This is a genomic window from Actinomadura atramentaria DSM 43919 (assembly GCF_000381885.1).
Lineage (GTDB): Bacteria > Actinomycetota > Actinomycetes > Streptosporangiales > Streptosporangiaceae > Spirillospora > Spirillospora atramentaria.
Genome location: NZ_KB907209.1, coordinates 353,989 through 369,602, shown reverse-complemented (window position 1 = coordinate 369,602; position 15,614 = coordinate 353,989). Strand labels below are relative to the sequence as shown.

Genomic DNA, 15,614 nt, shown 5'->3' with positions numbered 1-15,614 from the left:
GCCAGCATAATCGAACACACAATCGAACGAAGCGACCCGCCCCCGGCCCGGCGCGCGGGTGGAACTGGGACGCCGACGACGGCTCCGGCCGTGCGGAAGGCCGCGCGAGCACCGCGGCGACGGCCACCTCGCCGCGTGGCACTGAGCCGACGCCCCGTCTGACGAACGAGCGGAACGCGCCGACGAAGTATCAGTGGTCGCGGTCGGTGAGGAGGCGGGCCAGTTCCGCCAGGTCGTCGCGGACGGACGGGGCCGGGGCGGCGGCGTCGAGTTCCGTCAGCGCCTCGGCGCGGAGTTCCGCGGCGCGGGCGTTCGCCCAGGCGCGGCCGCCCGCGCGGGCGACCAGGTCGGCGGCGCGGGCGGCGTCGGGCGCGGCCAGCGGTTCGGCGCGGTGGTAGAGGGCCGCGAGCTCCGCGGCCTCGGACGTGCCGGAGGTCAGCGCCGCGACGACCGGCAGCGACTTCTTGCGGTTCACCAGGTCGGAGTGGACGGGCTTGCCGGTGACCGCCGCGTCCCCCCAGATCCCGAGCAGGTCGTCGACGATCTGGAACGCCAGCCCGACCCGCTCCCCGAAGCCCCGCAGCCGCGCCACGCGCGCGGGCGACCCGCCGCCGAAGATCGCGCCGAGCGCGCACGCGCCGCCGATCAGCGCGCCCGTCTTCTTGGCCGCCATCGCCTCGCACTCGGCGAGCGTCACGTCCGCGCGCCGCTCGAAGGAGATGTCGGCGCTCTGCCCCTCGACCAGTTCGCGGACCGCGCGGCCGAAGGTCCGGACGGCGGGGCCGCCGACGGTGTCGGCGGCCAGCCCCTCGACCGCGCAGGCCAGCAGCGCGTCCCCGGCCAGCACGGCCGGGGTCGCGCCGAACAGGGACCACGCCGTGGCGCGGTGGCGGCGCTCGGTGTCGCCGTCCATCACGTCGTCGTGCAGGAGGGAGAAGTTGTGCGCGAGCTCGATGGCGACGGCGGCGGGCACCGCGTCGGCGGCCCCGCCCCCGACCGCCTCCGCCGCGAGGAACGCCAGCGCGGGCCGGACCGCCTTCCCGGCGGGCGCGTCGGCGGGGCCGCCCGCGGCGTCGCGCCAGCCGAAGTGGTACTCGGCGATGCCGCGCATCTCCCCGGACAGCTCGCCGACGGCGGCGCGCAGCGCCGGGTCGAGCAGGGCGCGGCTCCAGCGCAGGATCTCGGCGGCCGGACGGCCCCGCGTCGTCTCCCGGGCGGCGGACATGGCTTCCTCCTCTAGCGGGCGATCTCGACGTTCTCCAGGACGCCCAGCGCGTCGGGAACCAGGACGGCCGCCGAGTAGTACGCGCTGACGAGGTACGACAGGATCGCCTTGTCGTCCACGCCCATGAACCGCACCGACAGGCCGGGCTCCAGCTCGTCGGGGACGCCGGTGCGGTGCAGCCCGACGACGCCCTGCTCGTCCTCGCCGGTGCGCAGCACCAGGATCGAGCTGGTCCCGCCCGCGCTGACCGGGATCTTGTCGCAGGGGAAGATCGGGACGCCGCGCCACGCCTGGAACCGCCGCCCGTCGTGGACGGCGGGCTCGGGGTAGACGCCGCGCCGCGTGCATTCGCGGCCGAACGCGGCGATGGCCTTCGGGTGGGCGAGGAAGAACCGCGACCCGCGCCGCCGCGACAGCAGTTCGTCGAGGTCGTCGGGGGTGGGCGGGCCGGTGCGGGTGGAGATACGCTGCCGCAGGTCGGCGTTGTGGAGCAGCCCGAAGTCCCGGTTGTTGATCATGTCGTCCTCCTGGCGTTCGCGGAGGGCCTCGATCGTCAGCCTGAGCTGCTGCTCGGTCTGGTTCATCGGCTCGTTGTAGAGGTCCGCGACACGGGTGTGAATCCGCAGCCGCGTCTGCGCGACGGTCAGCTCGTACTCGCGCGGGCTCGGCTCGTAGTCCACGAACGTGCCGGGCAGGCCGTACTCGCCGCTGTGCCCGGACGCCAGGTCGATCGCGGCCTCGCCCTGCCGGTTGGCCGGCGGTTCGGGCCGGTCGCGGACGGTCTCCAGGTGGGCGCGCAGCGCCGGGTGGCGGCCGGTCAGCTCCGCGAGCGCCGTCCGCGACAGGGTCAGGACGGTCGTCGGGGTGAGCGCGCGGACCGTGTACGTCCAGGCGCCGTCGAGCCCGAGCAGTACCGACTCGCCGAGGAACCGCCCGTCGGCCAGGACGCCGAGGTCGGTCTCGGCGCCGTACGCGCCCGACCCGGCGCGCCCGACCTTGCCGTGCGCGATGAGGACGACCTCGTCCACCGGCCGCCCCGCCTCCGCGACGACGTCGCCGGGCGCGTACTCGCGCTGGACGAACCGGTCCGCGAGCGCGGCGAGGAGCTCGGGGTCCTCCAGGTCGCGGAGCGGCGGCAGCTCGGTGAGCTCGGCCGGGACGACCCGCACGGCCGCGCCGGTGTTGACGAACGTGAGCAGCCCGTCGCCGAGCCGGTAGGCCAGCCGCCGGTTGACGCGGTACGCGCCGCCGTGCGCCTCGACCCACGGCAGCAGCCGCAGCAGCCAGCGCGGCGTGATGCCCTGCATCTGCGGGCGGGTCTTGGTGGTGGTCGCCAGGTTGCGCGCGGCGGCCGTGGACAGGGAGAGCTGGTGGTCGGTCATGGATCGCGGCCTTCCGATGCGGACGCGGCCGGGGGCGTGGGGCGGCCACGCCCCCGGACGTGGTCGGGGGACGGGGGGTCAGGACGTCGTCACGCGCCGCGCGCGACCTCCACGCTCTCCAGCACCGCGAGCGCGTCCGGAACCAGGACGGCCGCCGAGTAGTACACGCTGACCAGGTACGACAGGATCGCCTTCTCGTCGATCCCCATGAACCGCACCGACAGGCCCGGCTCCAGCTCGTCCGGGATGCCGGTCTGGTGGAGGCCGACGACGCCCTGCGACTCCTCGCCGGTGCGCATCAGCATGATCGAGCTGGTGCGGGTGTCGCTGATCGGGATCTTGTTGCACGGGAAGATCGGGACGCCGCGCCAGCCGGGGACCTTGTGCCCGCCGACGTCGACCGCGTCGGGGTAGACGCCGCGCGCGCTGCACTCGCGGCCGAACGCGGCGATGGCCTTGGGGTGCGCGAGGAAGAACGCCGGGTCCTTCCAGACGAGCGTCAGCAGCTCGTCCATGTCGTCGGGGGTGGGCGGCCCGGACCGGGTGTGGACGCGCTGGGCGTAGTCGGCGTTGTACAGCAGTCCGAAGTCGCGGTTGTTGACGAGTTCGGCCTCCTGCCGCTCGCGCAGCGCCTCGACCGTCAGCCGGAGCTGCTGCTCGGTCTGGTTCATCGGCTCGTTGTAGAGGTCCGCGACGCGGCTGTGGACGCGCAGGACGGTCTGCGCGACGCTCAGCTCGTACTCGCGCGGGCTCGGCTCGTAGTCCACGAACGTGCCGGGCAGGTCGACCTCGCCCGCGTGCCCGGAGGACAGCGCGATGGCGGCCTCGCCGCTGTCGTCGGCGGCCCGCTCGGGCGACTCGACGTAGGCGGCGACGTGCTCGCGCAGCTCGGCGGAGGAGTCCAGCGCCTCCCGGAACCGGGCGCGGCTGAGCGTGAGGATCGTGCAGGCGGTGAGTGTGCGGACGCTGACGTCCCAGACGGCGTCGTCGTCGAGCAGGGCGCGGTCGCCGAAGAAGGAGCCGTCGGCCAGGACGCCGAGGTCCACCTCGTCGCCGTACTCGCCCGCGGCGACGCGCGCGAGCTTGCCGTGCGCGACGAGGTGGACCTCGTCGGCGGGCCGCCCGCGCTCGGCGACGACCTCGCCGGGCCCGTACTCGCGCTGGGTGCAGTGGTCGGCGAGGGCGGCCAGGACGGGCTCGTCGGCGAAGCCGCGCAGCGGCGGCAGCTCCCCGAGTTCGAGGGGGACGACCCGGACGTCCGCGCCGGACTGCACGAAGGTGATCCGGCCGTCCCCCACGGTGTAGCTGAGCCGCCGGTTCACGCGGTAGGCGCCGCCCGCCGCGCGCACCCACGGCAGGAGCTTGATCAGCCACCGGGAGGAGATGCCCTGCATCTGCGGGACGGTCTTGGTCGTCGTCGCGAGGTTGCGGGCCGCCGATGTGCTGAGGCTGAGCTGCGGTTCGGTCACGGTTCCACACACCACCGATTCGTGGTCGGGCTGACAGGGGGGTCGTGCTCGGGAAGGTCGGCGGGCGCGGCCCGTGACCGGGTCGCTCCGCTGCGCCACCGGGCACACTACCCACGGTGGTGACACGATCACAACGGAAGGGTTTTCTTACCTTCTGTAGCGCTTGTGTCACCCCGCGAGTCACACGATGCCCAGCAGCCCCACGAGAAATCGGCACGAATACGTCGATGGGCGGATAAACCGAGGCGGGTTCAGTGCCGCGCGACCAGGCCCTCGGACTCCGGCGCGTCCGGCGTGCCCGCCTCGTCGATCGGAACCCGGGCCGTTTCGGGCAGCCGCCAGAGCGGCACGAGCGCGACGAGTCCGGCGAGCATCAGGTAGTAGGCGGGCACCGAGTTGCTGCCGGTCGCGTCGATGAGGGAGCCGACCAGCACCGCCGCCGTCCCGCCGAACAGCGACGTCGAGACGTTGTAGCCGATCGCGAAGGCCCCGTAGCGGACCTTGGTCGGGAACATCGCGGGGAACGTCGCGCCGATGACCGCGAGCATCAGCACGAGCAGCCCGCCGATGATCGCGTAGCCGATGACGACGCCGAACGCCCGCTCCGTCTGCATCAGCGCGAACGCGGGCCACGACAGCACGACGAACCCGACCGCGGCCGTGACCAGCAGCGGCTTGCGGCCGATGCGGTCCGACAGCGCGCCGAGCGGCGTGATCACCGCGATCATCGCCAGCTCGACGCCGATCGTGACGAGCTGCGACGTCACGTCCCCGATGTGCAGGAAGTCCGCCAGATAGGACGGCATGAACGTCAGCAGCGTGTAGTCAGCGACGTTGAGCAGGAAGACGATCCCGATCAGCATCAGAATGGTCTGCCAGTGCCGCGCCAGCGTCTCGCGCAGCGGCGCCTTGGCCTTCTTGCCGCTCTCTGCCATGCGCAGGAACGTGGGCGTGTCCTCGATCCGCGACCGCACGTACAACCCGACGAGCCCGAGCGGCAGCGCCACGAAGAAAGGAATGCGCCACGCCCACGCGTGCATCGCGTCGTGCCCGGCGAGCAGGTTCACGATCAGCACCAGCCCGGCCCCGCCGACGTATCCGCTGAGCGTGCCGAGTTCGAGGAAACTGCCGAAGAATCCGCGCCGGTTCGTCGGCGCGTACTCCGCGATCATCGTGGCCGCGCCGCCGTACTCGCCGCCGGTGGAGAAGCCCTGGAGCAGCCGGACGGCCAGCAGCAGCACCGGCGCGGCGAACCCGATCGTGTCGTAGCCGGGCAGGACGCCGATCAGGAACGTCGACCCGGACATCAGGATGATCGTGACCGCCAGCACCCGGCGGCGGCCGAGCCGGTCGCCGAGCGGGCCGAAGAAGAGGCCGCCGAAAGGGCGCGCCACGAACGCCGCCGCGATCAGCGCGAACGACCGCAGCGTCGCGTTGCCGTCGTCCCCCGCCGGAAAGAACACCGTCCCGATGATCGACGTGACGATCCCGGCGCTGAACACGCCGAAGTCGAACCACTCGACCGCGTTTCCCATCGCCGACGCCACCACGGCCTTGCGGACCGTCCTCACGTCGGGCTCCGGGGCCGTCCTCACGTCTCCCATCCGTCCTCCCGCGCCACGTTCTCCCCACCGGAAGGCCGGGATAACGCACGGTGCGGGGAAAGGCCCGGCGGGTGAGCGCGGTCAGTCCCGGCGGGAAGCCTCCCGCTCCTCGCCCTCCGGAAGTGGCTCGGGGACGACGTCCTCGGGGATTTCGGGAAGCTGCATCGTGCTCTGCGGGCCCGCGTCGACGACGAGCAGCGGCGCGTCGTCCTCGGGAATGGCGATGAACGCCTGCGTGGCCTGCGCCTCGCGGCTGATCACGCCGCTGCTGAGGATCGTGTTGCGGTGCCGCAGGCGGCCGTTCTGCCGCAGCAGCTCGTCGATCTCGGTACGGGCGCGGCGCACCCGCTTGGTCAGCCGGACGTGGATCGCCAGGCCGCCGAGGGCCAGCCCGACCAGGAACGCCGCCACCGGGATGCCCACCGCGTGCGGCGCCGCCAGGACCGCGCACGCCGCGAGGATCAGCGCGGTCGCGACGCCGAGCGGCGGCCGGTGCGCGTCGACCCAGTCCAGGGCGGCGTTGACGGGCTTGGGAATCCTCACGCGTCGCTCTCCTCCACGTTCGCCGGCCCGCGGGGGGTCCGTGGTCGTCGTCGCCTTCGGGCGGGCGGCCGAAGGGCCGACGGAGCATGAACGACACGGACCCGGGGATGTGTTCCGGGCGGGACCGAGGCACGCGTCACCATCGCCCGCGTCCGGCCCGCCGCACCGCGCGCCGTCGTCGGCCGCGGGAGGGGATTACGAAACCCTAACAGCACGGGCGGGACCGGCCGCCCGCGGGCCGCGTGACCTCGATCGAGATGCGACGGAGGTCGGGGCCGAATATCGTTGACGGATATGAGCAATCACTTTGACGTCGTGGTCCTCGGTTCGGGCCCGGGCGGGTATGTCGCCGCGATCCGGTCGGCACAGCTCGGGCTCCGGACGGCGATCATCGAGGAGCGGTTCTGGGGCGGGGTCTGCCTCAACATCGGCTGCATCCCCTCGAAGGCGCTGCTCCGCAACGCCGAGCTGGCCCACATCTTCACCACGGAGACGGAGAAGTACGGCATCAACGTCGAGGGCACCGTGTCCTTCGACTACGGGGCCGCCCACAAGCGCAGCCGCCAGGTGTCGGAGAAGCTCGTCAAGGGCGTCCAGTTCCTGATGAAGAAGAACAAGATCACGACCTTCGACGGCCGTGGCGCGTTCACCGACGCCCACACCCTTCAGGTGGACCGCAAGGACGGTTCGTCCGACACCGTCACCTTCGACAACTGCATCATCGCGGCCGGCGCGCACACCCGGCTGCTCCCGGGCACGTCGCTGTCGGAGCGCGTGGTCACCTACGAGGAGCAGATCCTCAGCGCCGAGCTGCCGGAGAGCATCGTCATCGCGGGCGCGGGCGCCATCGGCGTCGAGTTCGCGTACGTGCTGCACAACTACGGCGTGAAGGTCACGATCGTCGAGTTCGCCGACCGGGTGCTCCCCAACGAGGACGCGGACGTGTCCAAGGAGCTGTCGCGTCGGTACCGCAAGCTCGGCGTCGAAATCCTCACCTCCACCCGCGTCGACCAGATCGACGACTCGGGCGCGAAGGTCAAGGTCACCGTCACCGGGAAGGACGGCGCGCAGCAGGTCCTGGAGGCCGACAAGGTCCTCCAGGCGATCGGGTTCGCGCCGAACGTCGACGGCTACGGCCTGGACAAGACCGGCGTCCGCCTCACCGACCGGGGCGCGATCGACGTCGACGCGTACTGCCGCACCTCGGTGCCGCACATCTTCGCGATCGGCGACGTCACCGCCAAGCTGATGCTGGCGCACGCGGCCGAGTCGATGGGCATCGTCGCCGCCGAGTCCATCGCGGGCGCCGAGACGATGGCGCTGGAGTACGTGATGATCCCGCGCGCGACGTACTGCCAGCCGCAGGTCGCGAGCTTCGGGTGGACCGAGGCGCAGGCGCGCGAGCAGGGCTACGACGTGAAGGTCGCCAAGTTCCCGTTCAGCGCGAACGGCAAGGCGCTGGGCCTGGGCGAGGGCGACGGCTTCGTGAAGCTGATCAGCGACGCCAAGTACGGCGAACTGCTGGGCGCGCACCTGATCGGGCCGGAGGTCACCGAGCTGCTGCCGGAGCTGACGCTCGCGCAGCAGTGGGACCTGACGGTCAACGAGGTGGCGCGGAACGTCCACGCGCACCCGTCGCTGGGCGAGGCCGTGAAGGAGGCCGTCCACGGCCTGGCCGGGCACATGATCAACCTGTAGTGCCGCGAGGCGGCGCGGCACCGGCCGCGCCGCCTTCGACAGATCCGGACTCGGACCCCGGTTCGCGGACAGATCACCCCATCCGCGACGATGGCCCCATGCGCCCCGACGACGACCACGGCCATCTGCGGCTCGACCGCGCCGCCAACGTCCGCGACCTCGGCGGAATCCGCTTCCCGGGCGGCGCGACGGCTCCCGGCCGGCTGCTGCGCGGCGACGCGCTGAACGGCCTGACCGACGCCGACGCCGAGCGGCTCGCGCCGCTGCGCACCGTCGTGGACTTCCGGACCGCGAACGAGATCGAGACCAACGGGGCGGACCGGCTGCCGCCGGGCGCGGAGCACGTCCACCTGCCGGTGGGCGGCGGCGACCTCAAGGCGTTCTACGACATCGTCGCCGAGGGCGATCCGGAGCGGCAGCGCGCGACGTTCGGCGGCGACCGGACCGAGCGGTTCATGCTGGCCGCGAACCGGAACTTCGTCGCGGTGGACGACGAGCGCGCCTCGTTCGCCGAGGCGCTGCGGCTCGTCGCGGACGCGGGGCGGCTGCCGCTGCTGTTCCACTGCACCGCCGGGAAGGACCGGACGGGCTGGATGGCGGCGATCGTGCTGACGATCCTCGGCGTCCCGCGCGAGACGATCATGGCGGACTACCTGCGGTCGAACCACTACCACCAGCGGGGCCGCGCGAAGCTGCTGGCGTTCCTGCGCGACACCGGGCAGATGAAGGAGCCCGAGCTGCTGCTGCCGCTGCTGGAGCAGCGCCCCGCGTACCTGGAGGCGGCGTTCGCCGAGGCCGACGCCCGCTACGGGTCGTTCGCCGGGTTCCTGGCGGACGGGCTCGGGGCGGACGAGGCGCTGCTGGCCGCCGTCCGCGCGGCGCTGACCGGCTGACCGCCGCGCTCAGGCGGCCGACCGCGCGAAGACCAGGTACTCCGGGTCGCCCTCGGCGATCTTGCGGCGGCGCGTCAGCGCGCGCGTGCGCAGGACGCCCGCGACGCCGATCCCCCACAGCACCGCCTGCACGCCCCACGCGACGCGGAACGCGTGCGGCGTGAAGTCCCCGCCGGGCGACAGCGCGTCCAGCACGACGCCGATGAGCAGGATCGCGACGAGCGCGGCGGCGAACCCGCCGATGTTGACGATGCCGGTCGCCGCGCCCTGCCGCGCGGGCGGGTTGAACGTCCGCGCGTAGTCGAAGCCGATCATCGCGCCCGGACCGCCGAGCGCCACGCACAGCACCAGGACGACGAGCAGCCACGCCGGGGCGGGCGGCGGGACGGCGAGGACGGTCGCCCACGCGGCGGCGGTGACGCCGACGATGCCGAGCACGAGCCAGGAGCGGCGCAGCGGGTACCGCGCGACCAGGCGGCCGACCACCGGCCCCGACACGACGTTGGCCAGCACGAACACGGTCAGCAGCGTGCTGGCCGCGCCGGGCCGCATGCCCTGGCCGGAGACGAGGTACGGGTAGCCCCACATCAGCGCGAACGTGTTGGAGGAGAACTGCGTGACGAAGTGCGTCCACAGGCCGAGGCGGGTGCCGGGGTGCCGCCAGGCGTCGGCGAGGTCGCGGGCGATCCGCCCGGGGGACGCCGCCGGGCGCGCGGCAGGCGTTCCGGGCGCGTCGCGCACGACGGCGAACGCGAGGACGGCGGCCAGGACGCCGAGCGCCGCGACCGACCCGAACGCGCTGGACCAGCCCGGCCCGTGCAGCAGCGCGACGAGCGGCACCGCGCTCAGCACCTGCCCGAGCTGGCCGAGCAGCCCGGTGAGCTGGGTGACGACCGGCACCTGCCGGGCGGGGAACCAGCCGGTGACGAGGCTGAGCACGCTGATGAACGTCATCGCGTCGCCCGCGCCGACCAGCACGCGCGCGGCGACGGCGGCCCCGACGCTCGGCGCGACGGCCATCAGCGCCTGCCCGGCGGCCATGACGAGCGCTCCCCCGGCGACCATGCGGCGCGGGCCGAGCCGATCCAGCAGCAGCCCGACGGGGATCTGGAGCGCGGCGTAGACGAGGAGCTGGAGGACGGCGAAGCTCGCGAGGATTCCGGCGGACGCGTGGAAGCGGTGCTCGGCGTCGAGGCCCGCCACCCCGAACGAGCTGCGGTGCAGGATGGCGAGAATGTAGGCGAGGACGCCGACCGACCACACGGCCCACGCGGCGGCGGGGGCCCGCTCACTGTTCCTGCTCACGTATCCCCACGATAAAGGGAGTTCTCCGGCGAATGGACACGGCTGCGGAGCGCTGGCGGGCGGTCCGCGCGCGCCTCGGGACGGACCGGGCCGCGCTCGGCGAGGCGGCGGACCGCCTGTATCCGGGGCTGCCGCGCGTCCCCGGCACCGCGCTGCTGACCCGGCCGGAGTGGCTGCCGGACGTCCCGGTGCCGCTGGAGGCCGTTCGGCTGGAGTGGGCGGAATCACCCCCGCCGCCGCTCGTCGCGGACCCGCCGGACGGCCTCCCGCCGGGGTTCCGCACCTACGCCGACGCGCTCGCCGCCCTCGCGCCGCCGCGCGTCCTGGAGAACCGCCCGGCCCACCGCCTCCTCGCCGCCCGCCTCGACACCGACCCGGTCCTGCGCTTCGGCCCCGGCCGCTACTTCGACGCCCTGAACGTCGGCGAACTCGCCGCCCACGAACTCGCCGCCCACGAGCAGGCCGCCCACGAGCTCGCCGCGCGTGAGCAGCGCGCAGACGAGCGGAGCGCGCGCGGACGCGCGGCGTGCCGCGCGTCCGCGCGCCGGACCGGCGCGGATGACCCGAACGCGGGCGGAACCGCCGCACGCGCGTCCGCGGGCGGTCCGGGCGCGGGCGGAACCGCCGCGCACTCGTCCGGGGGCGCGTCCGACGCGCGCGTGTTCAGGGGTGCGGGGTCGTTGCCGTTGCGGGGGCGGGTCGGAGATCCTCGGGATCTCGGGCGGCGGGCCGCGTTGTTGGCGATCACGACGGTCGCGTTGACGCCGTCCGGCGTGTATCCGCTGCACTGGCGCGATCCGGCGAAGGTCGCGCACGCGGGCGGGCTGCACCAGGTCGTGCCGGTCGGGATGTTCCAGTCCCCCACGCCGCGCGAGACGATCGCGCGCGAGTTCGCCGAGGAGCTGTTCGGCGCGCCCGAGGGCACGGCCGCGACGGGCTGGGACGTGCCGGTCTTCGTCGTCGGCCTCGGCGTGGACCCGCTGACGTTCGCGACGGACCTGCTGACCGTCGCGCTCGTCCCCGAGGACTTCCTGGACGGCCTCGTCGCGGAGAACGCCGAGGGAACGGTTACCCGCGCCGCCCTGGACGCGCCGACCCCGGCCCCGATGCAGCCCGCCGGCACCGCCGCGCTGGCCCTGGCGCGGCGGCACCGGCACTCGCTCAGTCCCGGGCGAGGTCCTTCAGCTCGTTGAGCGCGTCGTGCAGGTGGTCCACCAGCTCGGACGGGTCGGGCACGAGGTCGCGGCAGCTCACGATCCCGACGTCGATCGTCCCGTCGTAGGAGAACACGGTGATGTTCAGCCCGCCGGACACGTCCGTGACGACCGAGACCGGGTAGTACGCCAGGACCCGCGCCCCGCACAGGTACAGCGGGAACTGCGGCCCCGGCACGTTCGACACGATGAGGTTGAGCGGCCGCAGCCCGGTCAGCGGCGCGGCGCGCAGCGCGAGGCGCGTCGCGGAGCGGGCGAACGGCGCGGGGACGAGCCCGGCGACGTCGCGGACCCAGTTGCCCGCGACGGCGAACCGCCCCTTCATCCGGTCGAGGTCGGCGCGGACGGCGGCGAACCGCTCGGCCGGGTCCGCGACGTGCGTGGCGAGCGGCGTGGACAGGATCGACACCTGGTTGCCGGAGTCGGTGCCGTCCCCGGCGCGGTCGGTGAGCCGCAGCGAGATCGGGACGCCCGCGACGAGCGGCTCGTCCGGCAGCTCCCCGCGCTTGTCGAGCCAGGTGCGCAGCGCGGCCGCGCACAGCGCCATGACGACGTCGTTGACGCTGCCGCCGAGCGCGCGCCCGACCCGCTTGACCTCGTCCAGCGGCAGTTCGCCGAACGCGACGGCGCGGGACGGCCCGATCGGCCGGTTGAACGGCGTCGGCGGCGCGGTCGCGGGCTCGGCCTCCGGCGCGCCCGCGCCGGAGCCCGTGCCGAAGCCGGTGCCGAGGGCGAGCGCGCCGCGCGCGAGCCGGGCGACGCGCGCGACGCCGGGCAGCGCGCCGACGCCCGGCACGTCGTCCAGGCGCGGCACGGACCGCGCCACCGCGGCCGCGGACGCGACGGGGTGCGCGGCGATCCGCGCGAGCCCGGAGCCGACCATCGCCCGGCGGCGCGGCGCGCGCTGCGGGGCCGCGTCCGCGACGGCGGGCACGGCGCGCGGCTCGGGCGCGAGGTCGAGCAGCGCGGCCAGCGTCTCGGCGGCCATGACGCCGTCGATCGCGGCGTGGTGGACCTTGACGTAGACGGCGGCGCGGCCCGCCGCGAGGCCCTGGACGATGACCATCTCCCACAGCGGGCGGGAGCGGTCGAGCGGGCGCTCGTGCAGCCGCGCGACGGCGCGCGCGAGCTGGTCGTCGTCGCCGGGCGCGGGCAGGGTGATCTCGGTGATGTGCCGGGCGGGGTCGAAGTCGGGGTCGTCCTCCCAGTAGGGCCGGTCGAGCCCGAGGGGGACGCGGGCGAGCCGGCGGCGCAGCGGGCGCGGGGCCAGGTGCGCGCGGGTCGCGATCAGGTCGGCCGCGGCCTCGGGGGTGAGCCGTCCGCCGGGGCACGCGGCGGGGTCGATCACGGCGAGTCCGGCGATGTGGGCTTGGGTCGTGCCCGTCTCCGCGTTGAGGAAGACCGTGTCCACGGAGCTGAGCTGGCTGGTGAGCTGACTCATCGGTAGTCCCGTCTCATCGGCTGTGGGCCACCCCTCAAGGAAGTACAAATTACCCGACGGTAGGTCAATGCCCCCAGTCAAGGTGTAACGACGACTTAACGGGACGTTTCATCCCGTTCATCGAAGAATCCGGAGCGGTGGGCCCGTGGGGGGAAGGTGCAACTCGCGCGGTGGCGCGTACATGATCAAGAACGTTCGGGGACGGGCCGGACATTCCCGTTCGCGATGTGGCGTGCGCCATTACGATGGCGGACCATGACACGACCCCTCCCGGAGATCATGGAAGCGGGCTGGGCCGACGCCCTCGCCCCGGTGGCCGGACGGATCGCCGCGATGGGCGACTTCCTGCGCGCCGAGGTCGCCGCGGGCCGCCGCTACCTCCCCGCCGGACCGGACATCCTGCGTGCGTTCCAGCAGCCGTTCGGCGAGGTCCGCGTGCTGATCGTCGGGCAGGACCCGTATCCGACGCCGGGCCATCCGGTCGGGCTGAGTTTCTCGGTCGCCCCCGACGTCCGGCCCGTCCCCGCCAGTCTCGTGAACATTTTTCGCGAATACAGCACCGACCTCGGCCTTCCCACGCCGTCCAACGGTGATCTCACGCCCTGGACGCATCAGGGCGTCCTCCTGCTCAACCGCTCTCTCACCGTCATGCCGCGCAAACCCAATTCCCACCGCGGCAAGGGCTGGGAAGAGGTCACGGAGCAGGCCATCCGCGCGCTCGCCGCGCGGAACCGGCCGCTGGTGGCGATCCTGTGGGGACGGGACGCGCGCAACCTCAAGCCGCTGCTCGGCAACGTCCCGGTGATCGAGTCCGCGCACCCGAGCCCGATGGCCGCCGACCGGGGGTTCTTCGGCTCGCGGCCGTTCAGCCGCGCCAACGCGCTGCTCGAACGCCAGGGCGCGTCGCCCGTCGACTGGAAGCTGCCCTAGCCCGGCGCGGCCGCGCGCAGCCGCTCGCCGAGCGCCGCGACGTACGCGGCGAACTCCGGCGGCCCCTCGACGGTGAACGGCAGCCCGGTCAGCGCCAGCGCCGTCGCCGCCCACTCGAACGAGTCCACGGCGGCCTCGTAGCGCGCCGTCTCCGCCGAGACGGGCCGCAGCGCGCCGTCGAGCCGGACCGTCGTCCGCGCCACCTCCCGTGCGGACGCCGCGAACAGCACCCGCACCCGGTGGCGCGGCGCGCGCTCGGCGAAGCGCTCGGCCAGATGCGCCGCGAGGTCGTCCGCCGGAAGCGGCCGCGGCGTGAACGGCACCCCGACCGGCGCGACGGACGCGACCCGGTCCAGCCGGAACGCCCGCCAGTCGCGCCGGTCCAGATCCCACGCGAACAGGTACCAGCGGTCCCGCAGGACGACGAGCCGGTACGGGTCCACGTCCCGCTCGACGGCCTCCCCGCTCCGCCCCCGGTGGACGAGCCGCGTCCGCCGCCGCGCCGCGACCGCCTCGCCCAGCGCGGCGACGACGTCCGGTGCGACGCCCGGCCGCGCCCGCCCGGCGGGCTCCACGGCCGCCGCCGTCGCCGCCACGCGCCGCGCCAGCCGGGCGGGCAGCACGCCCTCCAGCTTGCGCAGCGCCCGGCGCGGCGCGTCGTCGCGGACGTCCAGCCCCGTCAGCCCGGCCGCCGCGACGCGCAGCGCGACGGCCAGCGCGACCGCCTCGTCGTCCTCGAACACCAGCGGCGGCAGCGCGCCGCCCGGCGCCAGCCGGTAGTGCCCGCCCGGCCCGCGCAGGCTCTCCACCCGGTAGCCGAGGCCGCGCAGCCGGTCCAGGTCGCGGCGCAGCGACCGGGGGCTCGTGCCGAGCGCGGCGGCCAGGTCCGCGGCGGGCCACCGCCGCCCGGACTGCAGCAGCGAGAGCAGCCGGAGCGTCCGCTCGGCGGTGTCGGCCACGGTCCCGCCCCGGCGTCAGGCGCCGGGGTCCTCCGGCAGGCGGCGCAGCAGCGCGGCGAACTCCCCGTCGCGCGGGCGCTCCGGCTCGCGGCCCAGCGGCGTCAGCCGCCGCTCGCCGTGGCTCCAGTAGACGCCCGGCGCGCACGGGTCGTCGGCGGCGGCGTGCATCTCCGCGACGACCTCGGCGAACACCGGCAGCACCGTCCGCACCGCCGTCGAGGTGATCGGGTACAGCAGCAGCGTGCTGTGGCACGGGACGCCCACCAGCGCGCCGTGCTCGTTCGGCGGCGGGAGGAACTGGTCGACCTCGCTCAGCAGCGCCGACACGTAACGGCTGCCCGGCTTGGTCACGACCCGCACGTCCCGGCCCGGCAGCAGCGGCTGGTCGCGGACCTGGACGTCCGCCAGCTCCCGGTCATGCGTGTTCGTCATCACGTACCCGAGCCGCCGCAGGCCCAGCAGGCCCGCGCGCGCCCGCGTCAGCGGCCCGCCGTAGCGCGGGTGCTCGATCATCACCATCGCGTCGAAGTGGTCGCCCGCCGGGACGACGACCAGGCCCTCGCGGTCGCGCGGCGCGAGCTTGGGGACGATGCGCAGCCGCAGCAGCTCCCGGACGTCGCCGAACAGCTCCATCTCGCCGACCGCCAGGAACGCGCGGTCCGCGATCTCGCGGATCCACTGGTCCACCAGGCGCGGCCAGCGCGCCGGCTCCGCCTCGGCGCAGCGCTCCAGCAGCGTCCAGGTGGTCGCGCGCGCCTCGGACCGGCCGACGGGCAGCACCACCTCGGACGTGCCGCCGTCCAGCCAGCCCGACGGGGCGATCACCGGCAGCAGGTCGCGGACGAGCGCGTGTACGTCCGCCGCCGCGTCCAACGGTTCCACGTCCATCGCCTCCTCCCCGTCCCGGACACCGGGCCACGGGTCAAGCCTCTCAAAGTTCGGGGCCGCCGC

Annotated in this window: 13 protein-coding genes; 4 read left to right on the top strand and 9 right to left on the bottom strand. The window is 74.2% G+C overall.

Annotation, left to right across the window (positions count from 1 at the left end; genetic code table 11):
- Positions 1–190 precede the first annotated feature (190 nt).
- From G339_RS0105655 to G339_RS0105635, 5 genes are all read right to left on the bottom strand, one after another.
- Positions 191–1,225, bottom strand: coding sequence for a family 2 encapsulin nanocompartment cargo protein polyprenyl transferase (locus G339_RS0105655; protein ID WP_019630110.1), 1,035 nt, complete (start codon positions 1,223–1,225; stop codon positions 191–193).
- An 11-nt stretch (positions 1,226–1,236) separates the two neighbouring features.
- Entirely contained in the window at positions 1,237–2,607 is a 1,371-nt protein-coding gene (locus G339_RS0105650) for a family 2B encapsulin nanocompartment shell protein (protein WP_019630109.1), read from the bottom strand.
- Positions 2,608–2,696: 89 nt separating this feature from the next.
- Positions 2,697–4,076: a family 2B encapsulin nanocompartment shell protein gene (locus G339_RS0105645; protein ID WP_019630108.1), complete on the bottom strand. Its 1,380-nt coding sequence runs from the start codon at positions 4,074–4,076 to the stop codon at positions 2,697–2,699.
- 251 nt (positions 4,077–4,327) lie between these two features.
- Positions 4,328–5,680, bottom strand: coding sequence for an MFS transporter (locus G339_RS0105640; RefSeq protein ID WP_019630107.1), 1,353 nt, complete (start codon positions 5,678–5,680; stop codon positions 4,328–4,330).
- 81 nt (positions 5,681–5,761) lie between these two features.
- Positions 5,762–6,223 carry a hypothetical protein gene (locus tag G339_RS0105635; protein WP_019630106.1) on the bottom strand — a complete coding sequence of 154 codons (462 nt, stop codon included), beginning with the start codon at positions 6,221–6,223 and terminating at the stop codon, positions 5,762–5,764.
- Positions 6,224–6,517: 294 nt separating this feature from the next.
- Between G339_RS0105635 and lpdA the strand changes: the two genes are divergently transcribed.
- Positions 6,518–7,921, top strand: a complete 1,404-nt coding sequence (lpdA, locus tag G339_RS0105630; RefSeq protein ID WP_026341166.1) for a dihydrolipoyl dehydrogenase — start codon at positions 6,518–6,520, stop codon at positions 7,919–7,921.
- A gap of 98 nt (positions 7,922–8,019) precedes the next feature.
- Positions 8,020–8,814 carry a tyrosine-protein phosphatase gene (locus G339_RS0105625; protein WP_019630104.1) on the top strand — a complete coding sequence of 265 codons (795 nt, stop codon included), beginning with the start codon at positions 8,020–8,022 and terminating at the stop codon, positions 8,812–8,814.
- A 9-nt stretch (positions 8,815–8,823) separates the two neighbouring features.
- Here the strand turns inward: G339_RS0105625 and G339_RS32690 are convergent, their stop codons facing one another.
- Positions 8,824–10,119, bottom strand: a complete 1,296-nt coding sequence (locus G339_RS32690; RefSeq protein ID WP_033322328.1) for an MFS transporter — start codon at positions 10,117–10,119, stop codon at positions 8,824–8,826.
- A 32-nt stretch (positions 10,120–10,151) separates the two neighbouring features.
- Here G339_RS32690 and G339_RS36455 point away from each other — a divergent pair, with 32 nt between their 5' ends.
- Entirely contained in the window at positions 10,152–11,312 is a 1,161-nt protein-coding gene (locus G339_RS36455) for a hypothetical protein (RefSeq protein ID WP_019630102.1), read from the top strand.
- Here the strand turns inward: G339_RS36455 and G339_RS0105610 are convergent.
- Positions 11,281–12,774 (bottom strand): WS/DGAT/MGAT family O-acyltransferase, encoded by a 1,494-nt coding sequence (locus G339_RS0105610; protein WP_019630101.1) that lies wholly within the window; start codon positions 12,772–12,774, stop codon positions 11,281–11,283. The genes G339_RS36455 and G339_RS0105610 overlap by 32 nt on opposite strands.
- Before the next feature lie 255 nt (positions 12,775–13,029).
- Here G339_RS0105610 and G339_RS0105605 point away from each other — a divergent pair, with 255 nt between their 5' ends.
- Positions 13,030–13,704: a uracil-DNA glycosylase gene (locus tag G339_RS0105605; RefSeq protein WP_026341165.1), complete on the top strand. Its 675-nt coding sequence runs from the start codon at positions 13,030–13,032 to the stop codon at positions 13,702–13,704.
- Here G339_RS0105605 and G339_RS0105600 read toward each other — a convergent pair.
- Both G339_RS0105600 and G339_RS0105595 read right to left on the bottom strand, forming a co-directional pair.
- Entirely contained in the window at positions 13,701–14,663 is a 963-nt protein-coding gene (locus G339_RS0105600; RefSeq protein ID WP_019630099.1) for a helix-turn-helix transcriptional regulator, read from the bottom strand. The two genes, G339_RS0105605 and G339_RS0105600, sit on opposite strands and share 4 nt — an antisense overlap.
- A gap of 15 nt (positions 14,664–14,678) precedes the next feature.
- Complete coding sequence (locus tag G339_RS0105595) at positions 14,679–15,551, bottom strand: hypothetical protein (protein WP_019630098.1); 873 nt, start codon at positions 15,549–15,551, stop codon at positions 14,679–14,681.
- Positions 15,552–15,614: the final 63 nt, after the last annotated feature.